Raw genomic sequence first — 26,474 nt, forward strand, 5'->3', positions numbered from 1 at the left:
CCCGGAGCATATCACCGCGCGTCGGCGTCGCCACCAATCAACATGAACAGGCGGAACAACACCACGCTGGTGAACAGCTGCAGGAAGCTTTGTGCGCTGTCGATCAGCAGGCCCAGCAGCGGGTTCGGATCCGGGTAAACCGCGACGCTGGCGCCCTTGAGCAACCACAGCGGGGTCATCACGCACAGCAGGCACACCAGGATGCGCCAGAAATGCCCACGGGTCAGGCGCAGGCTTTCCTTCATGGCCGACAGCGCCGACATGCCCCGCAGCACTAGCAGGTATTCAGCGAAGGCCAGCACCACCATCAGCCACAGGCCCGGCAGAAAATACAGCGACAAGCCCAGCAGGATCAGCAGCGTGCTGACAGCCGTCAGCAAGGCAAAACGCGGCCACAGGGTCAGGGCCATGGCCAGTACATCCAGGGTACGTGGCGATTCGCCCCGGGTGCGGGCGTCGAGGAACAGGATCAGTGCGCCGGTGTACAGCGGATACACCAGCAAACCGATGACCACGCTGTAGCCGGGAAACGCATCCGGGCCGAGGGTGTGGTCGAGCACCTGTTGCAGCAGGGCTTCGAAGATCACCAACGGCAGGCACAACTGCACGATGGCGCCCAGGTTGCGCTTGAAAAAGAAGAAGGAGTCGCGCAGTACGTCTAACGGATTCATCAGGGTCTTCACAGGCCGAAAAGCAAGGGCGTTACTTTAACCGATCATGACCAGATGCAAGCAAACGTAAACCTTGCGTAAAGACCATTGAAACAATCAGTAACAGCCCCATAACTGGGTTGTACCTTGCACATAGTGGGCAAGGCGAAGATTTCTACCGGCAATCTAACGAGGTCGCCATGAACAGCGAAGAGCAAACCCTGATCGATGGACTGTTTTCACGGTTGCAGCAAGCCGAAACGGACTCAGCCCCCCGCGACGCCCAGGCCGAAGCGCGGATCAAGGAACACGTCACTCGCCAACCGGCCGCTGCGTACTACATGACCCAGTCGATTCTGGTGCAAGAGCATGCGATCAAGAGCCTTGATGCGCAGAACAAGCAGCAGGCCGAGCAGATCCGGCAATTGCAGGACCAACTGCAACAGGCCAAATCCCAGGCGGCGCAGCCTGCCCCGAGCAGTGGCGGTTTCCTGTCGAGCATCTTTGGCGGTGGCTCCCGCGACCCGCAGCCGGCCCAGAGCGCCCCTGCGTCTTCCGGCGGTGGCTGGCGTGAACCGGCGCGTCCGTCGTTTGGTGGGCAACCTGCACCGCAGCAGAACTACGGCGCGCCCCAGCAGAATTATCAACAGCCGCAACAGGCACCCGCAGCGCCGATTGGCAGCGGCTTCCTCGGCGGCGCACTGAAAACCGCAGCCGGCGTGGCCGGTGGTGTGATGCTGGCAGAAGGCATCAGCAGCCTGTTCAGCCACAACTCGCAACAACCTCAAGTGGTTGAAGAGATCATCCGCGAAGAGCCGGCGCCTGCCAGCGACAACAGCAACTGGGGCAACGACGACCAGAAATTTGCCGGCAACGACAGTTGGGGCAGCGACAACTCATCCGACAGCTTCGCCGACAACGACTATTCCGACGACTCCTCCTCCTTTGGCGACGACGATTCCTTCGTCTGACCCACACTCAACCGGGGCGCTTCGTCGCCCCGGGCTGATTTTTCTCGGAAACTTCCGTGTGGCTGGCATACTGGCAACCTTTCCGGGCCTTTGAGTCCGGGGTCCATGCGCGTGTCATGAGGATTTGCGGTGAAAAAGATAGCCGTGTTCGCCGATGTACAAAACCTCTACTACACCGTGCGCCAGGCGTACGGCTGTCACTTCAACTACGCCGCCCTGTGGGCTGACATCAGCCAGCGCGGGCAGATTGTCGAGGCGTACGCCTATGCCATCGACCGTGGCGACAGCAAGCAGCAGCAATTCCAGCAGATCCTGCGCAACCTCGGGTTTACCGTGAAGCTCAAGCCCTACATCCAGCGCAGCGACGGCTCGGCCAAGGGCGACTGGGACGTGGGCATCACCATCGACATCATGGACGCCGCCGCCCATGTCGACGAAGTGGTGCTGGCCTCCGGCGACGGTGATTTCGACATGCTGCTGGACCGCATCATCAGCAAGCACGGCGTCGAAGCCGTGGCCTACGGCGTGCCGGGGCTGACGGCCAACTCATTGATACGCGCCGCCAGCCGCTACGTGCCGATCGAAGGCGCGTTGCTGCTTAAATAGATTTTTGACGGAGTTGGAACAGGTTTGGAACGTATAGCGGTCATCGACTTTGAAACCACCGGCATCCAGCCGAGCAGCAGCTGCCGGGCCACGGAAATCGCCGTGGTCATCCTGGAGCAGGGCCAGATCGTGGACCGCTACCAGAGCCTGATGAATGCGGGCGTGCGCGTGCCGGGGTTTATCGAGCAACTGACCGGCATCAGCAACGCCATGTTGCGTACCGCGCCGTCGGCGGAGCGGGTGATGAACGAGGTGAACGAGTTTGTCGGCACCACGCCGCTGCTGGCGCACAACGCCGCGTTTGACCAGAAGTTCTGGGATTTCGAGCTGGGGTTGATCCGCCGTACGCGTTTGCAGAAGTTTGCCTGTTCGCTGTTACTCGCGCGGCGTTTGATGCCGGCGGCGCCGAATCACAAACTGGGCACGCTGACCTCATTTGCCCAACTGCCCCACACCGGCAAGGCTCACCGGGCGATGGCGGATGCGGAGATGGCGGCCAACCTCACCGCACACCTGGCCGAGGAACTGCGCCGCACCCACGGGTTGCGGGAGTTGTCACACGAATTGCTGTGCAGCTTGCAGAAGGTTCCGGCGGCGAAGATCAATGATCATCTGAAGAAGCATCGCGGGTTCTGATTCCTGCACCGTTCCCTGTGGCTGGGTACTTTCTTGGAGAGGGGCTCTCTGTGGTGAGGGGGCTTGTCCCCCGTTGGGCTGCGAAGCAGCCCCTCCCAAAAACTCCGCTATCTGTCTGAAAAACTTCGGTGAGCCTGCTGGGGCTGCTGCGCAGCCCAACGGGGGACAAGCCCCCTCGCCACAGAAAGCACGTTTACCGAGGCTGTAAACAGTCCAGCGACCGATCCACCACCACCTTCGCCATCTCCACCAAATGCATCACCGCCCGCTGCTGCCCGTTCATGGGCTCGCCGGGTATCTGTGCGGTTGCCACGGCGCAATGCAGCAAATCGGCCGCCCGTGCCAGGGCGTCTTCGAAGCTCATGTTGTCGTTCAGCACGAAGGGGGCGCCGTCCGGGGCGGAGGCTTTGAGGTAGTAATCGATGGCGCGGCGGGTGAGGGTGTTGTCGCTGAGGATTTCTTCGTGGGAACTGGTTGTTTTGATCATGGTGGAACTCCTGAAATGGAAGCTGTCACCCCTTGCAATCGGACTTGCACATCCGGTCACCGAATGGTCGATGACCGGGCGAGACTAGCTATGTGATCCAGTGTGGGCGAGGCTTGAAAGCGCGCTAGGAAAGGTCCTGCAAATGAAAGGGATCAGTCTTGCTGGCCCTTAAAAAGTAGGTGTATGAGGAAGGAAATGGAAAGTAACCTCACGCGAATTGAGGTCAGCGAAAAAGTCATTCAACTTTTTGTTGATATCGTCGGCTTCATAGATCGAAGTCAGGTGACAGAGCAGACAGACTTTATTCATGACTTTGAGATCATTGATGATGATCTGACTTGCTTCGTCATGCAGATCAAGTGGCAATTCGATTTGCGCGCTACCCAAGAAGACTGGAACGGAATTACTACCATCAAGCAAATCGTAGACTTGATTGTGCGGCAGCGGTGAAGCTACTGACGCCATCGCAGGCAAGCCAGCTCCTACAGTTGATCGCGTGTATTTCGGGCAACTCGGTCAACTGTGGGAGCCGGGCTTGCCCGCGATGGCGATAGATCACCCACCATTCTTCCCATTCCCTTCCAACTGCCCCAGCGGCACCCGGCGCTCTATCGCACTCGACAAGATGATCGAGGTCTTGCTGAACCCGAACTTCGCCACCCGATTGATCAAACTCTCCAGCTCCGGCATCGAGCCCACCGCCGCCTGCATGATCACGCACGGGTCCCCGGTCACCCGATGGCATTCAGTCAACTCGGGAATTTCCGCCAGCGCGTCGTACACCTTCTGGCTCCCATGATTGGTCAACCTCAGCTCAATCACGCACTGGATCGGCAACCCCACCTTGGACAGGTCGACCTTGGCCTGATACCCGGTAATCACCCCACTGGCTTCCAACTTCGCCACCCGTTCGGCCACGGCGGGCGCGGACAGGTTTACCGTGCGCGCCAATTGCGCGTAGGACGCGCGGCCGTCTTCCAGCAGGGCGCTGAGAAGCATGCGGTCGTATTTGTCCATGATAAGGCTCCGGGAATGCGTGGCTTTCGAAAGCACGGTTTATAGCCTTGATAACCGTGTTTTGAAAAGTGTACTGGCGCTTTAAACAGGTTTTGTAACTTATGTTTACAGTCGGGGATTTCTAAAATAACGCTCCCTTGTCCTGCCGCAGAGCTGCCCAATGCCTGGCCCACGTCGCTTTCCCTTACCGTTGATCGCCGCCTTTTTTGCGTTGTACGTGATCTGGGGGTCTACCTACCTGGTGATTCGCATTGGTGTGGAGTACTGGCCGCCGCTGTTGCTGGCGGGGATTCGCTTTATGACGGCAGGCGCGCTGATGTATGCCTTCCTGCGCTGGCGTGGGGCCCCGGCGCCGACCTGGGTGCAGTGGAAGGCCGCCGGCAAGATCGGCATTTTGCTGCTGACCTTCGGTAACGGCGCGGTCAGTGTGGCCGAGCACACGGGCGTGGCTTCCGGCGTGGCCGCGTTGGCGGTGGCGACCGTGCCGCTGTTCACCTTGCTCTGCGGTTATTTCTGGGGTGCGCGTAATACCCGTCTGGAATGGGCCGGGGTGGTGCTGGGGATTATCGGCATCGCCATGCTCAATATGGGTTCCAACCTGCAATCGAGCCCCACCGGTGCGGCCTTGCTGATTTTTGCGGCGGCGGCCTGGGCCTTCGGTTCGGTGTGGAGCAAGCATTTGCCGCTGCCTCAAGGCGCCATGGCCAGTGCGGCGGAGATGCTGATTGCGGGTGCCGTGCTGCTGGTGCTCAGCGCTGTCAGCGGCGAACACCTGCAAGCCATGCCGCCGCTGGAAGGCTGGCTGGCCCTGGCTTACTTGACCGTGTTCGGTTCGATCATCGCCTTCAACGCCTATATGTACCTGCTCAAGCACGTGCGCCCGGCGGCGGCCACCAGCTATGCCTACGTCAACCCGGCGGTGGCGGTGTTGCTCGGGATTGTGTTTGTCGGCGAGACCATCGGCATGGAAGAAGCCCTGGCAATGTTGGTGATCATCAGCGCGGTGCTGCTGATCAGCCTGCCACAGTGGCGAAAGCCGAAACCGGAAATAAGGTAAACTGCCGCGCATTGCGACCTTGCGCTGACTTTTTCCTACGGTATTTCCATGACTTTCGCCACACTTGGCCTGATCGAACCCTTGCTGCGCGCTCTTGAGACGCTTGGCTACCAGACCCCGACGCCGGTGCAGGCGCAAGCCATTCCGGCGGTGCTGGCCGGTCGCGACCTGATGGCTGCGGCCCAGACCGGCACCGGCAAAACCGCCGGTTTCGCCGTGCCGCTGCTGCAACTGCTGACCATGGAAGGGCCGAAAGTCAGCGCCAACTCGGTACGCGCGCTGATCCTGTGCCCGACCCGCGAACTCGCCGAACAGGTTCACGCCAGCGTCGCCGAGTACGCGCAAAACCTGCCGCTGACCACTTACGCCGTGTACGGCGGCGTGAGCATCAACCCGCAGATGATGAAGCTGCGCAAAGGTGTCGATGTGCTGGTGGCCACGCCTGGCCGCCTGATCGACCTGTTCCGCCAGAACGCGCTGAAACTCAATCAGCTGCAAACCCTGGTGCTGGACGAAGCCGACCGCATGCTCGACCTGGGCTTCTCCGAAGAACTGGCGAACATCTACCGCATGTTGCCGAAAAAACGCCAGACCCTGCTGTTCTCCGCGACCTTCTCCGACGAGATCCGCCAGTTGGCCGGGCAGATGCTCAACGACCCGCTGACCGTCGAAGTCAGCCCGCGCAACGTTGCCGCCAACACCGTCAAGCAATGGGTGGTGCCGGTGGACAAGAAGCGCAAGGCCGAGCTGTTTGTGCACCTGATGCGCAAGGGTCGCTGGAAGCAGGTGCTGGTGTTCGCCAAGACCCGTAACGGTGTGGACGCGCTGGTGGAAAAACTCCAGGGCCTGGGCATCAATGCCGACGGGATTCACGGCGACAAGCCACAAGCCACGCGCCAGCGTGCGCTGGATCGCTTCAAGAGCAGCGACGTGCAGATCCTGGTGGCTACCGACGTGGCGGCCCGTGGCCTGGACATCGAAGACTTGCCGCTGGTGGTCAACTTTGACCTGCCGATCGTGGCCGAGGACTACATCCACCGCATCGGCCGTACCGGTCGTGCGGGCAACACCGGTGAGGCGATTTCCCTGGTGTGTGCCGATGAAGTGAACATGCTGTCGGCCATTGAGATGCTGACCCGTCAGACGTTGACCCGCAAGATGGAGCAGGACTTCGAGCCTGAGCATCGCGTGCCGGACACCGATGCCAGCGGCCAGGTGGTGAAGAAGCCGAAAAAGCCGAAGAAACCCAAGGCATCCGGTGGCGGCAAGCGCAACCTGGGCAAGTGGGTGGAAAGTGGTGAAGTGTCGGTGGCGGAGCCGTCGATCAAGCCAGTGCGCAAGGTGCCTGCGTTTAACACCGGGCCGCGCAAGAAAAAATAAGTGTCCGGGTCTATAAAATAGACGGTCGGCGAATGAGATGGGCGGGGCAATCCCGCTCATGTTTAACATATCGAATAGTGTGCAACTGATAGTTAGGGTATCTCATCCTGAATGATTACCTTGTTCTCGCTCGGACATACTTTGTCTGGTTGAAAGTTGTGTTCGACCGGAACTGAAGGCCGCCACGGGTCACTATGATTAAGTCAGTGGACTGACTTATGAATATCGACTTTAAGTGGAGAGCACATATGGCTGTTTTTTTGGTGCCGTTCGCGGCGGCGATAATAGGTGGGTTGGTCGTTACGGGTGTCGGTATTGGCGTCAACGAATCCAGGAAGAGCAAGGCGGAGGCCGACGCCAAAATAAAAGAAACCGCGAGTCGCTTACTGGACAAGGCGAACGAGCTGATAACGGCGGGTACTCTTTATCCAGCCTATCGGGCTGGCAAGGAGTATGTGGAGCATATGAAGAATAACTTCGAGTTATCGCCGGGAACCAAACAGGGCCTGGAAGAGACGCTTAATACAATCAAGGAGACGGCTGAGCAGCAATACCGCAACTTGAAGGAAGCGTACAAAAAAGATGCCGGCGAGGCCGGGTATGACGACAGTGGTGTTGCACTTTATTACGTCCAGGAGAAATACCTGGGTGATTTGGAAAAACTACTGGGGGCCGGGGCTCCACACCTCAAGGTGGTGGAAGATTCGTTTGGTGTTAATTACCAGGTTCATAAACAGGGTCTAAAGCAAAATTGACGGGTTGGGTGTGGAGACTCCAGAAGAACCGGAGGGACGTGCTTTGACGGGAAGTGACGAGTTTGAGGAGTTCGAGCTGGAGGCGCTGGAGACCGGTCATTCATCCGGTGAGCATTGCGCGCCAAGTGCCGTACAGCGGCTTCCGGTGGATGACCAGGTGCTCGACGCTTTGCAGGCGTTTCAGCAGCGTGTGCGAACGATGGTGATTGACCTGCAAGGGTGCCCGAAGGCCAATCAGCGGTATGTTCACGGTGGCTTGAGAAAACAACTGCTGTAACGCTCAGAGAGGGTGCATCCCTTGGCGAAGGGGCTGCCCCTCTGCAACTTTCAGCGCCGCCAAAATGCCTTGCCCCGCCACTCGCCCGCTGGCAAAACACCCGGTCAGCAAATACCCGCCGGTAGGCGCCTCCCAATCCAGCATTTCGCCTGCGCAAAATACGCCGGGTAGTTGCTTGAGCATCAGCCGCTCATCCAGCGCCTCAAACGGCACACCGCCGGCGGTACTGATGGCCTCATCCATCGGCCGGGTTTTCACCAGCGTCAGTGGCAGCGCCTTGATATCGACTGCCAATTGCGCGGGATCATTGAAGTGCTCCGCCGGTGCCAATTCGCGCAACAGAGCGGCCTTCACCCCATCCAACCCCAACTGGCTGTGCAAATGTTTGCTCATCGAGCGTGACCCTCGCGGCTTGCTCAGCGCCGCAATCACCTTGTCCAGTGGCTTGCTCGGCAGCAGGTCGAGATGCACGGTGGCCGATCCATCGCGATTGATGGCCTCGCGAATCGGCGCCGACAGCGCATAGATCAGGCTGCCCTCGATACCTGTGGCGGTGACCACGCATTCGCCCAATCGGGGCTTGTCGTCTGCCAACCCGATGGCGACGTTTTTCAACGGTGCACCGGCGAATTTGCTGACCATCAGGTCGCTCCAGGCCGGCACCTCGAAGCCGCAATTGCTCGGTTGCAGCGGGGTGTACGGCACGCCCTTGTCTTCCAGCAACGTGAGCCAGGCACCGTCGGAGCCCAGTCGCGACCAACTGCCGCCACCCAAAGCCAACAGCACGGCGTCGCTGTGGACCGTTTTTTCGCCGTCCGGGCTGTGGATAAGTAAGCCGCCGTCGGCGGTCCAGCCCAGCCAGCGATGCCGGGTGTGGATAACCACGCCCTGGTCCCGCAGGCGCTTGAGCCAGGCGCGCAGCAGCGGGGCGGCTTTCATGTCGGTCGGAAACACCCGGCCGGAACTGCCGACAAAGGTTTCAATCCCCAGCCCGTGTATCCATTCGCACAACGCTTCGGCTCCGAACTCACGCAGCAACGGCGCCATAAACGGCGCCCGCTCGGCGTAGCGCGACAGGAACGCCGGGTAAGCCTCGGAATGGGTGATGTTCATGCCGCCAACGCCCGCCAGCAGGAATTTGCGACCCACCGACGGCATGCCGTCGTACAGGTCGACGCGCACGCCGGCCCGGCTCAACACTTCGGCGGCCATCAGCCCGGCCGGGCCACCGCCGATGATGATGACGTGTTGAGGTGGGGTTTGAGTCTGGGACATGGGGATAACTGCGGTTCGGCAAAGTAGGCCGAGCATTCTACCCGAGGATGCTCATGCTGCCTGATCAAAAAACGTACAGTGTTCTGCAGGCCATGCGGCGTATGGCTTGCAGAGGTTTCCACTCAGGTTATCCACAGGCAGTTCCACAGCGATTGTGGGTAACGTGCATAACTCAATGACAGCCTGATGACGTCCAGACGCGCTGCGCACTGTGGTGCAGAATCCCGTGGCGACGGGCCAGGGCAGGGCGGTCCTTGCTGTAGCCGCCGCCGATCACCCCGACCACCGGAATATCGCGGCCCAGGCAGTGGCGCATCACGCTTTCATCGCGGGCGGCGACGCCTTCGTCTGTCAGCTTGAGGTAGCCGAGGGCGTCGTCCTTGTGCACATCCACGCCGGCGTCGTACAGCACCAGGTCGGGCTGATACAGCGGCAGCAGGTAGTTGAGGGCATCGTCGACGACCTTGAGGTAATCCTCGTCGCCCATGCCCATGGGCAGCGGGATGTCCCAGTCGCTTTCGGCCTTGCGCGCGGGGAAGTTCTTTTCGCAGTGCAGGGACACGGTGATCGCGTCCGGGGTGTCGTGCAGGATGCGCGCGGTGCCGTCGCCCTGGTGAACGTCGCAGTCGAAGATCAGCACCCGGTTGACCCGCCCGCTGGCCAGCAGGTAATGGCTGATCACCGCCAGGTCGTTGAAGATGCAGAACCCCGCCGGGTAATCGTAGTGGGCGTGATGGGTGCCGCCGGCCAGGTGACAGGCCAGGCCGTGTTCCAGCGCCTGCTCGGCGGCCAGCAACGAGCCGCCCACTGCGCGCACGGTGCGCCGGGCCAGCGCTTCGCTCCAGGGCAGGCCGAGGCGCCGCTGGTCTTCGCGGGACAACTCGCCGCTCATATAGCGTTCGATATACCCAGGTTCATGGGCCAGGGCCAGAATCTCGGCGGGGCACAGTTCCGGGCGCAGCAGCTGGCTGTCCCGGGTCAGGCCGCTCTCCACCAGGTGGTCACGCAGCAGGCGGAATTTATCCATGGGGAAGCGGTGGTCCGCCGGGAACTCGGGGCTGTAGTCGTCGTGGTAGATCAATGGCAAAGGCATGGCGATTTCTGACGGGAACCAGCGAAGGATCTTAACAGCGCGTTACACTCACGCACATGGCAAGGGAGGGGGACCAATGGAGCCGATACTGGAATTGGAGAGCGCACGCCTGGTGCTGCGCCAATGGAGCGATGCCGACTTGCCGGAGTTTGCGCGCATGTGCGCCGACCCGCAGGTGATGCGGTATTTCCCGGCCACTTTGAGTCGCCTGGAAAGCGCCGCGCTGATCGGGCGCATTCGCGGCCATTTCGCCGAGTACGGGTTTGGCCTGTGGGCCTTGCAGCGCAAGGACAGCGGCGAATTCATCGGCCTCACCGGGTTGTTGAATGTGAGCTTCGACGCCCCGTTCACCCCGGCGGTGGAAATTGGCTGGCGCCTGGCCAGGGAGCATTGGGGCCTGGGCTATGCCAGTGAAGCCGCCTGGACCGCCCTGCGCTGCGGTTTCGACCGGCTGAAGCTGGACGAAATTGTCTCGTTTACCACTGAAGCCAATCTGCCATCACAAAAAGTCATGCAGGCCATCGGTATGCATTACGATCCCCTGGCAGATTTTGAGCACCCCAAGGTCGCAGCGGATGACCCGGTGCGGCATCATGTGTTGTATCGCATCACCCGCGCCCAATGGTTGGACACGCTGCACGGATAAGCAGCCCGGAATGCCCAATAGATTGTTGTAGGAGATGCTCTATGAGCCAAGTGTTGGAAGATCTGGTGGACCTGCTGACCCTGGAGCCGATCGAGGAAAACCTGTTTCGCGGCCGCAGCCAGGACCTGGGCTTTCGCCAACTGTTCGGCGGCCAGGTATTGGGCCAGTCGCTGTCGGCGGCCAGCCAGACCGTTGAGGAGACGCGGCATGTGCATTCGTTGCACGGTTACTTCCTGCGTCCCGGCGATGCGGCGTTGCCGGTGGTGTATTCGGTGGACCGGGTGCGCGATGGCGGCAGTTTCAGCACGCGCCGGGTGACGGCGATCCAGAAGGGCAATCCGATCTTCACCTGCAGCGCCTCGTTCCAGTACGACGAAGAAGGTTTCGAGCACCAGACCACCATGCCGGTGGTGGTCGGCCCGGAGAACCTGCCGTCGGAGCTGGAGCTGACCCAACAGCGCGCGCACCTGATCCCTGAGCACATGCGCGAAAAGCTGCTGTGTCCCAAGCCGATCGAAGTGCGCCCGGTCACCGAGAAAGACCCCTACAACCCGCAGCCGTCCGACCCGGTCAAGTACGTGTGGTTTCGCGCGGACGGCGCCCTGGCCGACTCGCCGGCACTGCACAAATACCTGCTGGCCTACGCCTCTGACTTCGGCTTGCTGACCACCTCGCTGCTGCCCCATGGCAAGACCGTGTGGCAGAAAGACATGCAAGTCGCCAGCCTCGACCACGCGCTGTGGTTCCACGCCGACCTGCGTGCCGATGACTGGTTGCTCTACGCCATGGACAGCCCGTGGGCCGGCAATTCCCGTGGGTTCTCCCGGGGCAGCGTGTACAACCGCGCCGGGCAATTGGTGGCGTCGGTTACGCAGGAAGGCTTGATTCGTCATCGCAAGGACTGGGCATGAGCCTGGCTGATGTGAAGCACTGGGTGTTCGACATGGACGGCACCCTGACGGTGGCCGTGCATGACTTTGCGGCGATTCGCGTGGCGCTGGGTATTCCGGCGACCGACGACATTCTGACCCACCTGGCGGCGTTGCCTGCCGATGAAGCCGCGGCCAAGCACGCGTGGTTGCTGGAGCACGAGCGTGAGTTGGCGCTGGGTTCGGTGGCGGCGACCGGTGCGGTGGAGTTGGTGCGGGAGTTGGCCGGGCGGGGTTATCGCCTGGGCATCCTGACGCGCAATGCGCGGGAGCTGGCCCATGTGACATTGCAGGCGATTGGTTTGGCCGACTGCTTTGCGGTCGAGGATGTGTTGGGGCGTGATGATGCGCCGCCAAAGCCTGATCCGGGTGGTTTGTTGAAGCTGGCGCAAGCGTGGGAAGTGGCGCCGCAAGCGATGGTGATGGTCGGTGATTACCGGTTTGACCTGGATTGCGGGCGGGCGGCGGGCACGAAGACTGTGCTGGTCAATCTGCCGGATAACCCGTGGCCGGAACTCGCGGATTGGCATGCCGAAGATTGCGCGGTACTGCGCCGGATGCTCTAACCCCAGGCAATGAAGATCAAATGTGGGAGCTGGCTTACCTGCGATGCAGACACTGCGGTGTATCAGTAACACCCAGCGCATGCCATCGCAGGCAAGCCAGCTCCCACATTTTTGATCCGGTTTCGTCAGTTATTGGGAGAACAGCACCTTCTGCCCTTCAGGCGAGGTAAACATCTTGTCCCCGTTATGCCCAACGCCCGGTACTTCAACCAACTTGTGGCCTAACTGCGGGTGCCGCTGCTTGAGGTAGTCAAAATAGTTGTGCCCGCGAATCAGGCGATACGCACCCTGGGTTTCAGCCCCGCAGCTCTTGTCGAGCGCCGGGTGATTCGGGTCGGTGTCCTGCTGGCCCAGCAGGTAAGTCACATTGCGCGACACATACGCCTGCTCAAGCTGCTCGGCACTTTGCCCCTTGGCGTAGGCCGGCAGGTTTTGCATGCCGTATTTCCAGTCATTGAAATCAGGGCAACTGGACACATCGAACTTCACCGGACGCTGCGGGCTGAAGTACGCGTAGGACGACGGGTTGGCCACTACATAGCGCAAGCTGATGCCTTCGGTTTGCAGCAGCGGGTGATCATGCCCGGTCAGGGCAAAACGCTGCACCACCTGGCCGCCGCCGGAATGGCCGGCCACCACGATTTCCTTCAGGTTCGGAAACAGCTTGCGGTTGCCCAGGTGCTTGATGATCTGGTCCAGGGCGCCATAGGAGCTGATCTGGCCCGGGCCGGTGGACGGCTCGCCGGCCATCCAGTCATTGCTGTTCCAGCGCAGGGTCTGGCTGTCGATCTGGTTGCGCTTGAGGTCGGTCTGGTTGAGGAACTGCGGCGCAATCACCAGGGTGTTGGCGTTTTGTCCTGCGGCTTCGGCGGCTTTTTCGCCGCTGTCCAGGTAGGTCATCGCGTTGCGCAAACGGCCATGCACGATGATCAGCGCGCGGGTGACTTGAGGCAGTGGCTGGCGCCAGTCCTGGCTCAAGCCGACGCTGAGGTCGCCGGCATCCAGGTGGAAACGATCGGGACTGACCTCCTTGACGCCATGCTCGGCGGCCCAGGAGGAGGAAGAACAGGTGATCAACAAACCTAACAGCAGACCCAGTCGTTTATTCATTTAAAGGCTCTTGGCGGTAAAGGTATCGCATTGAGTGATCTGGCCCTGGGCGAAGCCGGTCTTGAACCAGCGAACCCGCTGTGCCGAGGTGCCGTGGGTAAATGAGTCAGGCACTACACGGCCCTGGCCCTGTTGCTGCAAGCGGTCATCGCCAATGGCGTTGGCCGCATTCAGTGCTTCTTCAATATCGCCAGGCTCCAGCCAGTTCAGGCGCTTTTGTGCGCGGTTGGCCCACACCCCGGCGAAGCAGTCGGCTTGCAGTTCCTGGCGTACCAACAGGCCGCCGTCACCTTGCATCTGCCGGCCTTGCTGGCGGGCTGCCTGAATCTTCGCGGAGATGCCCAGCAGCGTCTGAACGTGGTGTCCGACTTCATGCGCGATCACGTAGGCCTGGGCGAAATCACCAGCGGCCTTGAAGCGCTGGGACATTTCCCGGAAAAAATCCAGGTCCAGGTATACCTGTTGGTCTGCCGGGCAATAGAACGGCCCGCTGGCGGACGTGGCGCCACCGCAGGCGGAGTTCACCCGGCCACGGAACAGGATCAACTTGGGGTTCTTGTAGGTCAGGCCGTTCTCCTGGAACACCTGGGCCCAGGTGTCTTCGGTGTCACCGAGCACGGCGCGCACGAAGTCAGCCTGTTCATCATTGGCCGGCGGCGCTTGGCGGGTTTGCGGGCTGACGGAGGGCGCTTGCTCGGTGAGCTGGCCGCTGAGTTGCCCGAGGATCTGCATCGGGTCCTGGCCGGTCAGCCAGCCGATGCCGACGATCAGCACGATCGCCGTCAGGCTCAGGCCCTTGCCGCCACCAAAGCGCATGCCTGCGCCACCGCCGCCACTGTCATCGCGGGCGTCCACCACGTTGTCGCTGCGTCGGCCTTTTTTCCATAGCATGTGGCAATCCTCTTGTTGAACCTGCAGCTCAGTGTTGTTGGTGTGTAGGGTTGGCGCCAGTCCGGCTGTCGGTGGCGAGGGGGCTTGTCCCCCGTTGGGCTGCGCAGCAGCCCCAATAAGAACACCGAATTCCTCCAAAAAGAACACCCTGGCCTGTTATGGGGCTGCTGCGCAGCCCAACGCGGGGCAAGCCCGCTCGCCACAGGTGATGGGTGTCCGGCGGGAAGTTGTTGGTGTCAGTCGCGGCAATAACCTTCGCCGGTGTCGACGATCAGGCAGTCCTTCTTGTCGGCCAGCCATTTGAGGCCCGTGGCTTCGCCGTCACCGGCGCTCAGGATCTGCGGGCCGTCCGGGCGTTCAAAGGTGATGCCGTCTTCAGACGCCTGGCCCTTGAAGGTGCCGGAGTCATCGTCATCCAGGCCGTATTTCATGGTCAGTACATAGTGGCCACGGCCGATGCTGTCGTCCTTGGCGATGGTCAGGTTGAGGCCTTCGACGCCCATCCACTTGCCGACCCATTTGTCGGTGGGCAGCACTTCCGGCACCAGCGTTGCTTGAACCGACGGCGGAGCAGGCGCTTTAGCCGTCTCGGCTTGTTTATCGCAGGCGCTGAGCAGCGCCAGGGTCGAAAGCATCAACAGGGTTTTTTTCATGGTGAGAAGGCCTTGGTTAAAAAACGCGCAATGGGCGGGTGGGCGTGGAGCGTTGGACTGGAAAAGCGCAATTTAGTGCGCTGTTCGAACAGTGTTTGGTTATGCTCTTGAGCGAGGCGCGTCACCCGTTCTAGATTATGCCGCGGTATGCGGCGGTCATTTCAGCCTGCCACTCAAGAGAATGCAATGACCCTCAGTACCCCACTTTCCGGCGTCAACCACCCGCTCAAAGGCATTTTGCTGATTGTGGTGGCGACTTTTCTGTTTTCCAGCCACGACGCGCTGTCCAAATACCTGGCCGGGTTTTACCCGATCGTGATGGTGGTGTGGGCCCGTTACCTGGTGCACACGCTGTTGATGGCCGGGATCTTCCTGCCGCAATCGGGCCTGCGGGTGCTGCGCAGCAAGCGGCCGTTGCTGCAGGTGGCGCGGGCCTTGTGCCTGCTGGGCACCAGCCTGTTCTTTACGGCGGCGCTGCACTTTATCCCGTTGGCCGAGGCCACGGCGGTCAACTTTCTTGCGCCGATTCTGGTCACCGCGTTGTCGGTGCCGCTGCTGGGCGAGCACGTGACCCGCGGCCAATGGCTGGCGGTGATTTGCGGGTTTATCGGGGTGCTGATCATCGTGCATCCGGGCGGTGAGCTGTTTACGCCGGCGGTGTTGTTGCCGCTGACCTCCGCACTGTTCTTCTGCTTCTACCAGCTGCTCACGCGCATCCTCAGCAAGTACGACACACCCACCACCAGCAACTTCTTCGCCGGGCTGTGCAACACCCTGGTGATGAGTGCACTGGTACCGTTCTTCTGGCAGGTGCCGAGCCTGTGGCACGGGGTGTTGATGCTGGCGCTGGGCACCTGCGGGATGACCGCACACTTGATGCTGACCCAGGCCTTCCGCTTCGCGGCGCCAGCGCTGCTGGCACCGTTCGGCTATTGCCAGATCGTGTTTGCGGGGTTGTTGGGCTGGCTGGTGTTCAATCACACCCCGGACCTGACCACCGTGGTCGGGATCGGGGTGATTTGCCTGAGCGGGTTGGCCGCTGCCTGGCAGCAGCGGCGCAGGTAGGAAACTCAGACCTCGACGGTCGGAATCTTGCGTGGCGCCATGAAGTACATCCAGACCAGCGCGATGAAGTACATCGCCGGAATCAGGGTGAACAGCACGGTGTAGTTGTTGTTGGTCACGGTCAGGATATGGCCGACGATCTGGGTCATGAACATCCCGCCGATGGCCGCGCACATGCCGCCAAAACCGAACACCGTACTCATCATGTGCTTGGGCGTGTAGTCCATCACCAGGCTCCAGATATTGGCGGTCCAGGCCTGGTGCGCGCCGATGGCCAAGGAGATGGCAAACACCGCGACCCACAGTTGGCTGGAACCGGCGGCCATGATGACGCCGACGATGCAGCAGGCGAACAGCAGCATCGACAACAGCCGCGCCTTGATCGGATTCATCCCGCGGCCAATCAGGAACGAAGACAGAATCCCGCCGCCAATGCTGCCGAAGTCCGCCGTCAGGTAAATGATGATCAGCGGGATGCCCATCTGGGTCACGTTGATGCCCAGGTTGTATTGCTGATTCAGGAACGGCGGCAGCCAGTACAGGTAGAACCAGAACACCGGCGCGGTCATCGAGTAGGCGAGGGCGAAGGCCCAGGTACCGCGCATGCGCAGGATTCGGCTGAACGGCACGCGGGGTTGTTCCGGCTCGACTTCCTGCTGCACGTAGTCCAGTTCCGATTGCTTCACGCTCGGATGGTCTTCTGGGTTGTAGTACTTCAAACCCCAGAACACCAGCCAGATGCCGCCCAGTGCCGACATGCACAGGAACGCGGCCTGCCAGCCCCACACGTGGAGGATCAGTGGCAGCAGCATCGGCGTCATCATTGCGCCGACGTTGGTGCCGGCGTTGAAGATCCCGGTCGCCACCGCACGCTCGCCGGCGGGGAACCACAGGCGGGTGGTCTTGACGCAGGCCGGGTAGTTGGCGGCCTCGGTGAGCCCGAGAATAAACCGGCACACCATAAAGCCCACTGCCGAGGTGGCCAGGCCGTGGGCGCCGGTGGCCAGGCTCCACAGCAGCACCGCGCAGAAGAACACGCGCTTGACGCCGACCCGGTCGATCAGCCGGCCTTGCAGCACAAAGCCGATGGCGTAACCCACCTGGAACCAGAAGTTGATGTTGGCGTAGTCCATCGCCGTCCAGCTCATTTCCTTGGCCAGGATCGGCTGCATCACGCCAAGGGCGGCGCGGTCGATGTAGTTCAGGGTGGTGGCGAAAAACACCAGGGCCAGCATGCCCCAGCGGGTTTTACCGACAGCCATGGCGCCACGGATTTTGTCGCCGATGCCGCTATGGGGATTGCTGTGGCGCACGGCCACGGCGGGAGTTTGCGAAGGCATGAGGAAGTACCCGTTTTTTTTGAAATTTTTATGGTGTGTTCAGGGTCTTGGTTAACCGAGGCCGCTCAACAGGAGCGGGACTCAATGTGCTGTCGATGGTGCGCAGTGGCTAAAAAATCGTCAATTCGCTGATTGCCATTCTGTTCGATAATCGCCCATAAAACTAACCGGTTCGTACATTTCAATTGCTGTGATGAGTTTAGCGGCCAATAATTTGCCGTAAACAAGACATGCCTCAATGCCGGGAGTCGCCCCATGCAACGCTCCATCGCCACCGTTTCCTTGAGCGGAACCCTGCCGGAAAAACTCGAAGCCATCGCGGCGGCCGGGTTTGATGGCGTGGAAATCTTTGAAAACGATCTGCTGTATTACGACGGCAGTCCGCGTGAAGTTAGACAAATGTGCGCCGACCTCGGCATTGCCATCACCCTGTTCCAGCCGTTCCGGGATTTTGAAGGCTGCCGCCGCGACCGCCTGGCGCGCAACCTGGAGCGGGCCGAGCGCAAGTTCGATTTGATGCAGGAGTTGGGCACCGACCTGGTGTTGGTGTGCAGTAACGCGTCAGCCGATGCCGTCGGCGATGAAAGCATTCTGCTGGATGACTTGAGCCTGCTGGCCGAACACGCCGGCCGCCGTGGCCTGCGCATTGGCTACGAAGCGCTGGCGTGGGGACGGCATGTGAACACCTGGCAACAGGTGTGGAACCTGGTGCGCAAGATCGATCACCCGAGCCTCGGCGTGTTGCTCGACAGCTTCCACACGCTGTCCCTCAAGGGCGACCCGAGTGCCATCGCCGAGATCCCCGGCGACAAGATTTTCTTTGTGCAGATGGCCGACGCGCCGATCCTGGCGATGGACGTACTGGAATGGAGCCGGCATTTTCGCTGCTTCCCCGGCCAGGGCGAATTCGACCTGGCAGGCTTCCTGGCCCCGATCATCAAGAGCGGCTACACCGGGCCGTTGTCGTTGGAAATCTTCAACGACGGCTTCCGCGCCGCACCGACCCGGGCGAATGCCGCCGACGGCCTGCGCTCGCTGCTGTATCTCGAAGAGAAGACCCGCCAGCGGCTGGCCGAGGAAGCCAAACCGGTCCCCGAGATATTGTTTCAAACCCCCGCCGCCAGCGAATACGACGGCATTGAATTCCTCGAATTCGCTGTGGATGAAAACCTCGGCGCCAAGCTCACCTCATGGCTGGAGCGCCTGGGCTTCGTCAAGGCCGGGCAGCATCGCTCCAAGAGCGTCAGCCTGCTGCGCCAGGGTGATATCAACCTGATCCTCAACTGTGAACCCTATTCCTTCGCCCATAATTTTTTCGAGGCCCATGGCCCGTCGTTGTGCGCCACGGCGATCCGCGTGAAAGACAGCGCCAAGGCCCTGGAGCGGGCGGTGGCCTACAAGGGCCAGCCGTATCGCGGCCTGGTCGGCCCCAATGAGCTGGAGCTGGCGGCGGTGCGTGCACCGGATGGCAGCCTGATCTACCTGGTAGACCAGAACGAAGGTGGCCTCTACGACACCGATTTCAACCTGCAACCGGCGAGCGCTGCCAGCGGCGGACTGCTGCGCATCGACCACATGGCCATGGCGTTGCCCGCCGACAGCCTCGACAGTTGGGTGCTGTTCTACAAGAGCCTGCTGGATTTCGAAGCCGATGACGAAGTGGTACTGCCCGACCCGTACGGCCTTGTGAAAAGCCGCGCACTGCGCAGCCGTTGCAGCTCGATTCGCCTGCCGCTGAATATTTCAGAGAACCGCAACACCGCGATTTCCCACGCGCTGTCGAGCTATCGCGGCTCGGGTGTGCACCACATTGCCTTCGACTGCGCGGACATTTTCGCCGAGGTCAGCCGGGCCAAGGATGCCGGCGTGCCGCTGCTGGATATCCCGCTGAACTACTACGATGACCTGGCGGCGCGGTTTGACTTCGATGACGAGTTCCTCAGCCAGCTCGCGTACTACAACGTGCTGTACGACCGCGACGCCCAGGGCGGTGAGCTGTTTCACGTGTACACCGAGCCGTTCGAAGGCCGGTTTTTCTTCGAGATCATCCAGCGCAAGAACGGTTACGCCGGTTACGGCGCGGCCAACGTGGCGGTGCGCCTGGCGGCCATGGCCAAGTCCCGCAGCGGTGCGGCGCGCCAGGCCAGGCTGTAAGGTGCCGGCGCTTCCTTCGGCGTGCGCGGCGGCCCATAATCACCGCCTGCACCTAAGGCCGTGAGCGCACCATGACCCTGACTTCCGAGCTTCCCGCCGCGGCCGCCGCGCCGCGCAAGAGTCGCAAGAACAACCCGGAAAAGACCCGCGAGAACATCCTCCAGGAAGCCATCGTCGAGTTTGTCACCCAGGGCCTTTCCGGCGCCCGGGTGGACGCGATCGCGGAGCGTATCCAGACCTCCAAGCGCATGATTTATTACTACTTCGGCAGCAAGGAGCAGCTCTACGTCGAGGTGCTGGAGAAGCTCTACGGCGACATTCGCAACACCGAAACCCGGATGAACCTGACGGCCCTGGAGCCCCGGGAAGCGATCCGTCGGCTGGTGGAATTCACCTTTGATCACCATGATCAGAACGTGGATTTTGTGCGGATTGTGAGCATCGAGAACATCCACAACGCCGAGTATGTAAAGCAGTCGACGTCGATCAAGGCGATGAACAGCAACATCCTCGAAGCCCTCGGCACCACGTTGCGCCGGGGCGCCGAACTGGGGCTGTTCCGTGAAGGGCTGGAGCCGCTGGACGTGCACTTGCTGATCAACTCGTTCAGCTTTTACCGGGTGTCCAACCGCCACACCTTCAGCGAGATCTTTCAGATCGAGTTGTCGGACGAGGCGGTCAAGCAGCGGCATCGGGCGATGATCTGCGAGTCGGTGTTGCGCTACCTGCAGGCCTGAGTTCAACACCGAGCAAATGTGGGAGCCGGGCTTGCCCGCGATAGGATCAACTCGGTTTGTCTGAAGTACCGAGGTGCTTGCATCGCAGGCAAGCCAGCTCCCACATTTTGATTCGGTTTCGACAGTTAGATGTTCATGCTCTGGAAGTGCGCGAGCATGCGCTCTGCATCCGCCACTTCTCCGCTGAACAACTCAAACGCCTTCACCGCCTGAAACACCGCCATGTTGCCGCCATCCAGCGTGCGGCAACCCAGGGCGCGGGCGTTGCGCAGCAGTTCGGTTTCCAGCGGGAAATACACAATCTCTGCCACCCACAAATCAGCGCGCAAAGTGTGCGGCGGCACCGGCATGCCGGGCAGCTTGGCCATGCCCATCGGTGTGGTGTTCACCAGGCCGTCGGCCTCGGCCATGGCGCTTTCCAGGTCATTGCCCGCCTGGGCCCGGCCGGCACCGAAATGCTGGTTGAGGTTGTCCGCCAGGCTCCGGGCGCGCTCGGCGTCCATGTCGAAAATACTCAAGCGTTCCACGCCTTCGCCCAGCAGCGCATGGGCTACTGCCGCACCGGCACCGCCCGCGCCCATCTGCACCACGTGCCTGCGTGCCACGTCATTCAAGCCGCGGCGAAAGCCTTCGGCAAAACCCAGGCAGTCGGTGTTGTGGCCGATGCGTTCACCGTTGCGGAACACCACGGTGTTCACCGCGCCGATGCCTCGTGCTTCGGGTGACAGGTCATCCAGCAACGGCAGGATCGCCTGTTTGCACGGGTAGGTGATGTTCAAGCCAGTGAAGTTCATCTGCTCGGCCGCCATCAACAGGTCGGGCAGGGCGCGGGTATCCACCTGCAACTGGTCGAGGTCGATCAGGCGATACAGGTACCGCAGGCCCTGGGCATCGCCCTCGTGCTCATGCAGGGCCGGCGTGCGGGAGGCCTGGATGCCGGCGCCGATCAGGCCGGCGAGAATTCGACGTCTGGACACCGGGTTCATCCCTTCAAGGTCTTGCTGAAGTGTTCGAGGGCCAGGTGATAACCATGGCTGCCAAAGCCAGCGAGTACCGCCTTTGCAATCGGCGACACAAAGGAGTGATGACGGAACGCTTCCCGGGCATGCACGTTGGACAAATGCACTTCGATCACCGGTACTTCACTGGCCACCAGCGCGTCGCGGATCGCTACCGAGGTGTGGGTCCAGGCTGCCGGGTTGATCACAATCCCGGCGCAACGGGCGCGGGCGCCGTGGATCCAGTCCAGCAATTCGCCTTCGCGATTGGTCTGGCGAAATTCGACTTTCAGTCCCAGTTGCTCGGCGCTGCGGCCACACAGGGCGGCAAGGTCGGCCAGGGTTTCATGGCCATAAGTGGCGGGCTCGCGGGTGCCGAGCAGGTTGAGATTGGGGCCGTTGAGCACCAGCACGATAGGGGGCATGAGGGATCTCCACTGTTGTTTTTATGTCTGCGGATAAAATGTACTGAATGGTTAATTTGGTCAATCGCCGGGGTGGGAACCGTTCGATTACCGAACGCAGAATGAAAACCGCCATTGTGCAGATCAGAGCTGATATCAATTGAAAATCATTCTCGACAACGCTTAAGATGCCCGCCTGTTTCCTCTACATTCCAGGGAGTCGGTTTGTCGGACGTGGATCTCAAAGGCCTGTTTCTCAAGCACGCCGATACCCTGCGCGGGTATCTCGCGCGCAAGGTACGGGACCCGCAGTTGGCCGCAGACCTGGTGCAGGAGAGCTTCCTGCGCCTGGCGCAAAAGCCGGCCGGCGAGCGCATCGACAACTCCCAGGGCTATCTCTATCGCACGGCCGGTAATCTGCTGATCGACCATATTCGCCAGGAGGCGCGGCGCAAGACCGACTCCGTGCCCCACGAGGCGCTGGCCGAGATTGAAGATGAAATGGCCGGGTTGGAGGCTCAGGCGATGGCGCAGCAACAGCGGCAGGCATTGAAGCAGGCACTGGCGGAATTGCCGGAGCGTACCCGGCAGATTTTTCGCCTCAACCGGATCGAGGGCATGACCCATGCCCAGGTCGCGCGCCACCTGGGCATTTCCGACAGCTCAGTGCAAAAGCACCTGGCCAAGGCGCTGGCGTATGTCATGCAGCGTTTGCAGGAAGGTGAGGCGGGGCCGTCCGACGAATGAATTACCGACAAACCTGGGGTCAGACGTCACAGCGTTATATAACGAAAAATTCGAGATTCACACGTGAATAGCCCGGGTCCGCAACAGCACAGCATTACCGAGGCGGCTGCCGATTGGGCGGTGCGCCTGCACGCCGGCGCCCTGACTGATCAGGAGCAGGCCGAGTTGCGCCAATGGATCGCCAGGGACAGCCGCCATGAAGCGGCGCTGCGGTTTGCCGAGCAGACGTGGGCGGCGCTGGGCGAGGTGCATCGTGATGAGACGGTGCATCGCCAGCGGCCGCCCGCCACCGCGGCGCCGGTGCGCGGCTCTCGTCGGCGCAGGCCGTGGCGCATGGCGGCGAGTGTTGCGCTGTTGCTGGTGGTGGCCGGCGTCGGCTGGGTGCGCGGGCCTGAGGCGCTGCTGCAGATGCAGGCCGATTACCTCACCCAAAAAGGCGAGGTGCGCACCGTGCACCTGGCGGACGGCAGCAGCGTGCAACTGGATTCTGCGAGTGCGATCAAGCTGGATTTTGACGGTGTGCAGCGGCGCATCAGCCTGATCAAAGGCTCGGCGATCTTTGATGTGGCGCCCATGGCCGGTGAGGAAAAAAGGCCGTTCGTGGTGCAGAGCGCCAGCGGGCAAACCCGCGCCCTGGGCACGCGGTTTGTGGTCGAGCGTGAGGACGACCGGCAGGCTTGGGTCGGAGTGTTGCAACACAGTGTGGCCGTCACGCTGCAAGCGGTGCCGCAGAAAGAAACCGTGCTCAAGGAAGGCCAGGCTGCGCGCTACAGCCCCGAGAACGGCGTGGTCGCCCTCGACGACCTCGACCTGGAGCGCGCCACCAGTTGGCGTCGCGGGGTGTTGATCTTCGACCGCTTGCCGCTGGCCAAGGTCATCGAGCAGCTCAACCGCTACCGGCCGGGCAAGGTGGTGCTGACCAATGCCGACCTCGGCACCCGTGAAGTCAGCGGCGTGTTCCGCCTCGATATGCTCGACACGGCCCTCGGCACCCTGACCGAAGAATTACAGGTGCAGCGCTTTGATCTGGCGGGGCTGAGCCTGATCTATTGATGGGGTCGCCGGGGCCCATTTACGCCCATCGAAAAACTTTCAAAAAAACCTTACTGAGTTCCGACGCCTGACACGTCCTGTTAAGTGAGAAGTATTCGCATAAACAAGAATGGTCAGCGAAGGGATAACGTCGATGTCTGCAATCACCAAGGGGCGCAACACCGGTAGCCGGTTGGCCCTTGCCATCCACCTGGGGCTGTTCGCCTCCGCCTGCCAGGTGCAGGCCGCCGAGGCGCCAGTCGGTGAGTCACAGCCTGTCACATTGACGTTTGATATTGCGGCGCAACCCTTGGGCCTTGCCGTACTGACGTTCGCTGACCAGGCCGGGTTGCAAGTGCTCTTCGACAGCGCGCGCCTGCAAGGCCTCACCAGCACCGCGCTCAAGGGTCGTTACAGCGCCCAGGAAGGCCTCGGCCGATTGGTGGGCAGTGCACCGGTGGAATACCGCTTTACCGGGGACCGGCAAGTGACGCTGACGCGCGTCAGCGCCGACCATGACGGTGCGCTGACCGTGGGCACCACCACCATCACCGGCAACACCAACGGCAAGCCAAGCGACTGGGTATACGACACACCGCGCTCGGTGGCCGTGATCAGTCGCGAGCAGATCGACAAACGCCCGCCGCGCCACGCCGCCGACATGCTCGAAGAAACCGCCGGCGTGTACACCGCCGTCAACCAGCGTGACCCGGGCCTGTCGGTGAACATCCGCGGCGTGCAGGACTACGGCCGGGTCAACATGAACATCGACGGCATGCGCCAGAACTTCAACGTCAACGGCCACCAGCAGCGCAACGGCACGATGTTGATCGACCCGGAGTTCATCTCCAGCATCGAAATCGACAAGGGCAGCCAGTCCGGGCAGGGCGGTGCTGCCGTGTTGGGCGGGATTGCATCCTTCAAGACCCTGGAGGCCAGTGAGTTCCTGGCCGATGGCAAGGACTATGGCGGGCGTCTGCGTGCCGGTAGCGGGATTGGTGAGCTGGGTAACGGCACCTATTTCAACGGCAGCGGTGTGTTTGCCTTTGGCGACGAGCGCGGCGACGTGCTGCTGGGGTACAGCGAACGGCATTTTGGCGACTACCGCGCCGGTACCCACAACGACCAGAAACTGGGCACTCATTTGCGCGCTCGCGACTCCCAGCCTGCGGCCTTCGACGATTGGCTGAACAGTGAGGTCGGTGACACCGGCAGCGTGACCCGCTCCCAAATCGTCAAGTTCGGCCTGAACCTGCCCAATGACCAACGGGTGCAACTGAGCTACCTGGAAAGTGACAGCGACAGCAATGACGCGTGGGCCTACACCGCCCCGGATAACCAGAGCGTGTACTACCAGCGCGTCAGCAAGAACAACCTCAATGCCAAGAACGTCGGGCTGGATTATCGCTACACGCCGGATAACCCGATGATCGATTTCAAAGCCAAGGTCTACTACGTCACCACACAGATGGACCGGGACAATGCGCCCAACGCCGCGACACTGACCTCCGGCAACTATGTGGCGGGCTACACGGATCATTTTCAGACCGATACCTGGGGTGTACAGGGCGACAACACGTCGCGGTTCGACTTCGATGCGTTGGGTCATGTGAGTTGGAACTACGGCGTGGAGGTGTATCAAGACAAGTTCAAGCCCAGTACCAACAAGGTCGAGGCCACTAACCTTTCCGGCCTGTTGCCTTACGTTGAAGGCGGGACGCCAGGTGGCAAACGCACCATCACCAGCCTGTTCAACCACCTGCAGTACGAATATGGCGACTGGCTGACGCTGGAGGCGGGCTTGCGGTACGACCGCTATCGGCTGGAAGGGGTCACCGGGATGACGCTGTACCGGCGCGATCGGTTCTACAGCAGCACGGTAGGTGCCAAGCGTGTCGAGGAGGTTTTCGACATTGATAGAGAAGAGGGCCAGTTCTCTCCCACGTTCGGTATCGGCATAAAGCCGGGGCTGGACTGGATGCAACTCTACGCCCGCTGGGGCAAGGGCTGGCGCCCGCCGGCGGTGACGGAAACCTTTATGACCGGGCGTCCTCACGGTGGCAGCTCATCAGAGCGGGTGTTTCCCAACCCGTTCCTGAAACCCGAAGAGTCGCGGGACTGGGAAGTGGGCGTGAACGTATTCAAAGAGGGGCTGCTGTTCGGTGACGACCGCCTGGGCATGAAGGTGGCTTACTTCGATACCCGGATCGAGAACTTCTCTTTCCTCAATCACAGCGTCAGTTTGCCGGAGACCTCCGTCGGCGGTTTTCTCGGCACGATGGCGTACGTCAATAACACCAACCCCACGCGCTTTCGGGGGGTGGAGTACCAACTCAACTACGACATGGGGCGGGCGTACGCCAACCTTAGTTACACCCACATGATCGGCAGCAACGAGTTCTGCTCGAAGAACTATTACATGGGCGGGGCGAAGAAGAACGGGCCGTCCACCACACGCTATGAACGCTACACCCGGCCGAACGGCACGATCGGCCTGCGCCCGGTGACCACGTATGAAGTGCTGGACGACGATGCCGCCAACAACAAGGAAAGCTGTGGCCGGATCATGGGCAACGCCACCTATATGCCGGCTGATCGCGGCTCGCTGACCCTGGGCGCGCGCTTCCTGGAAAAGCGACTCGATATGGGCGTCCGCGTGCGCTACAGCTCAGGCAATGGCGAGAACCTCGACTCACAAGGTTATGACTTCATCGACCAGGCGCTATGGCCCCAGTACACCCTCTATGACCTGTACGCCAGCTACTGGATGACCGACCAATTGAACATCGCCCTGGCGCTGGAAAACGCCACCGATGAGGCCTACTTCGTCGCCATGGGGGATGCCAATAACCTGAGCCTGGCGCGCGGGCGAACGTTGAGCGGGATGCTCGAATACAAGTTCTGATCAAGGTGCCACGGCACTTTATCAACCAACGGTTTTGCCCAAGGGTGGGCAAAAAGTGCGCTGTATGAGCGTGCTGATCAATCGTGTTGTTTA

General features: G+C 61.2%; 28 protein-coding genes. 17 read left to right on the plus strand and 11 right to left on the minus strand.

Features of this window, described 5'->3' with window-relative positions; genetic code table 11:
• Nucleotides 1-11: 11 nt before the first annotated feature.
• Nucleotides 12-671 carry a YciC family protein gene (locus MUM_RS0123605; protein WP_010174814.1) on the minus strand — a complete coding sequence of 220 codons (660 nt, stop codon included), beginning with the start codon at nucleotides 669-671 and terminating at the stop codon, nucleotides 12-14.
• A 179-nt stretch (nucleotides 672-850) separates the two neighbouring features.
• Between MUM_RS0123605 and MUM_RS0123610 the strand changes: the two genes are divergently transcribed.
• From MUM_RS0123610 to MUM_RS0123620, 3 genes are all read left to right on the plus strand, one after another.
• Entirely contained in the window at nucleotides 851-1,621 is a 771-nt protein-coding gene (locus MUM_RS0123610; protein ID WP_010174816.1) for a DUF2076 domain-containing protein, read from the plus strand.
• A gap of 129 nt (nucleotides 1,622-1,750) precedes the next feature.
• Entirely contained in the window at nucleotides 1,751-2,227 is a 477-nt protein-coding gene (locus MUM_RS0123615) for an NYN domain-containing protein (protein ID WP_003215502.1), read from the plus strand.
• Nucleotides 2,228-2,251: 24 nt separating this feature from the next.
• Nucleotides 2,252-2,863 carry a 3'-5' exonuclease gene (locus MUM_RS0123620; protein WP_003215504.1) on the plus strand — a complete coding sequence of 204 codons (612 nt, stop codon included), beginning with the start codon at nucleotides 2,252-2,254 and terminating at the stop codon, nucleotides 2,861-2,863.
• A gap of 193 nt (nucleotides 2,864-3,056) precedes the next feature.
• Here MUM_RS0123620 and MUM_RS0123625 read toward each other — a convergent pair whose 3' ends face one another.
• Nucleotides 3,057-3,350: a DUF6124 family protein gene (locus tag MUM_RS0123625; protein WP_010174819.1), complete on the minus strand. Its 294-nt coding sequence runs from the start codon at nucleotides 3,348-3,350 to the stop codon at nucleotides 3,057-3,059.
• A 195-nt stretch (nucleotides 3,351-3,545) separates the two neighbouring features.
• Here MUM_RS0123625 and MUM_RS0123630 point away from each other — a divergent pair, with 195 nt between their 5' ends.
• On the plus strand, nucleotides 3,546-3,800 hold the full coding sequence (locus MUM_RS0123630) for an acyl carrier protein (protein ID WP_029616067.1): 255 nt from the start codon (nucleotides 3,546-3,548) through the stop codon (nucleotides 3,798-3,800).
• Nucleotides 3,801-3,905: 105 nt separating this feature from the next.
• Here the strand turns inward: MUM_RS0123630 and MUM_RS0123635 are convergent, their stop codons facing one another.
• Nucleotides 3,906-4,367: an Lrp/AsnC family transcriptional regulator gene (locus MUM_RS0123635; RefSeq protein WP_010174823.1), complete on the minus strand. Its 462-nt coding sequence runs from the start codon at nucleotides 4,365-4,367 to the stop codon at nucleotides 3,906-3,908.
• A gap of 160 nt (nucleotides 4,368-4,527) precedes the next feature.
• On the opposite strand from MUM_RS0123635, the gene yedA reads away from it, so the two are divergent.
• The 4 genes from yedA to MUM_RS0123655 all read left to right on the plus strand — a co-directional run bounded on the left by yedA (nucleotide 4,528) and on the right by MUM_RS0123655 (nucleotide 7,836).
• Nucleotides 4,528-5,424: a drug/metabolite exporter YedA gene (gene yedA / locus MUM_RS0123640; RefSeq protein WP_010174826.1), complete on the plus strand. Its 897-nt coding sequence runs from the start codon at nucleotides 4,528-4,530 to the stop codon at nucleotides 5,422-5,424.
• A 48-nt stretch (nucleotides 5,425-5,472) separates the two neighbouring features.
• A complete protein-coding gene (locus MUM_RS0123645) occupies nucleotides 5,473-6,804 on the plus strand; it encodes a DEAD/DEAH box helicase (protein ID WP_010174828.1) in 1,332 nt (443 codons plus the stop codon).
• Nucleotides 6,805-7,022: 218 nt separating this feature from the next.
• Entirely contained in the window at nucleotides 7,023-7,559 is a 537-nt protein-coding gene (locus tag MUM_RS0123650; RefSeq protein ID WP_141629537.1) for a hypothetical protein, read from the plus strand.
• Nucleotides 7,560-7,569: 10 nt separating this feature from the next.
• Nucleotides 7,570-7,836 (plus strand): hypothetical protein, encoded by a 267-nt coding sequence (locus MUM_RS0123655; RefSeq protein WP_141629538.1) that lies wholly within the window; start codon nucleotides 7,570-7,572, stop codon nucleotides 7,834-7,836.
• Between the two features lie 3 nt (nucleotides 7,837-7,839).
• On the opposite strand, the gene MUM_RS0123660 is transcribed toward MUM_RS0123655, so the two are convergent.
• Nucleotides 7,840-9,111, minus strand: coding sequence for a TIGR03862 family flavoprotein (locus tag MUM_RS0123660; protein WP_010174834.1), 1,272 nt, complete (start codon nucleotides 9,109-9,111; stop codon nucleotides 7,840-7,842).
• 172 nt (nucleotides 9,112-9,283) lie between these two features.
• Nucleotides 9,284-10,204 (minus strand): histone deacetylase family protein, encoded by a 921-nt coding sequence (locus MUM_RS0123665; protein WP_010174836.1) that lies wholly within the window; start codon nucleotides 10,202-10,204, stop codon nucleotides 9,284-9,286.
• 76 nt (nucleotides 10,205-10,280) lie between these two features.
• On the opposite strand from MUM_RS0123665, the gene MUM_RS0123670 reads away from it, so the two are divergent.
• From MUM_RS0123670 to MUM_RS0123680, 3 genes are read left to right on the plus strand one after another with little or no spacing between them, the layout of a single operon-like run.
• Complete coding sequence (locus MUM_RS0123670) at nucleotides 10,281-10,850, plus strand: GNAT family N-acetyltransferase (protein WP_010174838.1); 570 nt, start codon at nucleotides 10,281-10,283, stop codon at nucleotides 10,848-10,850.
• A gap of 41 nt (nucleotides 10,851-10,891) precedes the next feature.
• Complete coding sequence (gene tesB, locus MUM_RS0123675; RefSeq protein ID WP_010174840.1) at nucleotides 10,892-11,761, plus strand: acyl-CoA thioesterase II; 870 nt, start codon at nucleotides 10,892-10,894, stop codon at nucleotides 11,759-11,761.
• Complete coding sequence (locus MUM_RS0123680) at nucleotides 11,758-12,345, plus strand: HAD family hydrolase (protein ID WP_010174842.1); 588 nt, start codon at nucleotides 11,758-11,760, stop codon at nucleotides 12,343-12,345. Before tesB ends, MUM_RS0123680 begins: the two co-directional genes overlap by 4 nt.
• Before the next feature lie 129 nt (nucleotides 12,346-12,474).
• On the opposite strand, the gene MUM_RS0123685 is transcribed toward MUM_RS0123680, so the two are convergent.
• The 3 genes from MUM_RS0123685 to MUM_RS0123695 all read right to left on the minus strand — a co-directional run bounded on the left by MUM_RS0123685 (nucleotide 12,475) and on the right by MUM_RS0123695 (nucleotide 14,999).
• Nucleotides 12,475-13,455 carry a hypothetical protein gene (locus MUM_RS0123685; RefSeq protein ID WP_010174843.1) on the minus strand — a complete coding sequence of 327 codons (981 nt, stop codon included), beginning with the start codon at nucleotides 13,453-13,455 and terminating at the stop codon, nucleotides 12,475-12,477.
• Entirely contained in the window at nucleotides 13,456-14,346 is an 891-nt protein-coding gene (gene ypfJ / locus MUM_RS0123690) for a KPN_02809 family neutral zinc metallopeptidase (RefSeq protein WP_010174845.1), read from the minus strand.
• 236 nt (nucleotides 14,347-14,582) lie between these two features.
• Complete coding sequence (locus MUM_RS0123695; protein WP_010174846.1) at nucleotides 14,583-14,999, minus strand: hypothetical protein; 417 nt, start codon at nucleotides 14,997-14,999, stop codon at nucleotides 14,583-14,585.
• A 186-nt stretch (nucleotides 15,000-15,185) separates the two neighbouring features.
• Here MUM_RS0123695 and MUM_RS0123700 point away from each other — a divergent pair, with 186 nt between their 5' ends.
• A complete protein-coding gene (locus tag MUM_RS0123700) occupies nucleotides 15,186-16,064 on the plus strand; it encodes a DMT family transporter (RefSeq protein ID WP_003215531.1) in 879 nt (292 codons plus the stop codon).
• Between the two features lie 5 nt (nucleotides 16,065-16,069).
• Here the strand turns inward: MUM_RS0123700 and MUM_RS0123705 are convergent, their stop codons facing one another.
• A complete protein-coding gene (locus MUM_RS0123705; RefSeq protein WP_010174849.1) occupies nucleotides 16,070-17,404 on the minus strand; it encodes an MFS transporter in 1,335 nt (444 codons plus the stop codon).
• Nucleotides 17,405-17,659: 255 nt separating this feature from the next.
• Here MUM_RS0123705 and quiC point away from each other — a divergent pair, with 255 nt between their 5' ends.
• Nucleotides 17,660-19,558 (plus strand): 3-dehydroshikimate dehydratase QuiC, encoded by a 1,899-nt coding sequence (quiC, locus tag MUM_RS0123710; protein WP_010174851.1) that lies wholly within the window; start codon nucleotides 17,660-17,662, stop codon nucleotides 19,556-19,558.
• Nucleotides 19,559-19,629: 71 nt separating this feature from the next.
• Complete coding sequence (locus tag MUM_RS0123715; RefSeq protein ID WP_010174854.1) at nucleotides 19,630-20,295, plus strand: TetR/AcrR family transcriptional regulator; 666 nt, start codon at nucleotides 19,630-19,632, stop codon at nucleotides 20,293-20,295.
• 125 nt (nucleotides 20,296-20,420) lie between these two features.
• On the opposite strand, the gene MUM_RS0123720 is transcribed toward MUM_RS0123715, so the two are convergent.
• Entirely contained in the window at nucleotides 20,421-21,281 is an 861-nt protein-coding gene (locus MUM_RS0123720) for a shikimate dehydrogenase (protein WP_177325014.1), read from the minus strand.
• Nucleotides 21,278-21,718, minus strand: a complete 441-nt coding sequence (gene aroQ / locus MUM_RS0123725) for a type II 3-dehydroquinate dehydratase (protein ID WP_010174858.1) — start codon at nucleotides 21,716-21,718, stop codon at nucleotides 21,278-21,280. The genes MUM_RS0123720 and aroQ overlap by 4 nt, the downstream gene beginning before the upstream one ends.
• A gap of 204 nt (nucleotides 21,719-21,922) precedes the next feature.
• Here aroQ and MUM_RS0123730 point away from each other — a divergent pair, with 204 nt between their 5' ends.
• The 3 genes from MUM_RS0123730 (at nucleotide 21,923) to MUM_RS0123740 (ending at nucleotide 26,381) form a co-directional block, all read left to right on the plus strand.
• Nucleotides 21,923-22,444 (plus strand): RNA polymerase sigma factor, encoded by a 522-nt coding sequence (locus MUM_RS0123730; protein WP_003215543.1) that lies wholly within the window; start codon nucleotides 21,923-21,925, stop codon nucleotides 22,442-22,444.
• Nucleotides 22,445-22,507: 63 nt separating this feature from the next.
• The gene (locus tag MUM_RS0123735) at nucleotides 22,508-23,497 is read left to right on the plus strand and encodes a FecR family protein (RefSeq protein WP_010174862.1); all 990 of its coding nucleotides are present in this window, start codon (nucleotides 22,508-22,510) and stop codon (nucleotides 23,495-23,497) included.
• Between the two features lie 133 nt (nucleotides 23,498-23,630).
• The gene (locus MUM_RS0123740; RefSeq protein WP_010174864.1) at nucleotides 23,631-26,381 is read left to right on the plus strand and encodes a TonB-dependent receptor; all 2,751 of its coding nucleotides are present in this window, start codon (nucleotides 23,631-23,633) and stop codon (nucleotides 26,379-26,381) included.
• Nucleotides 26,382-26,474 lie beyond the last annotated feature (93 nt).

This window comes from Pseudomonas sp. PAMC 25886, assembly GCF_000242655.1.
Taxonomy (GTDB): Bacteria; Pseudomonadota; Gammaproteobacteria; order Pseudomonadales; family Pseudomonadaceae; genus Aquipseudomonas.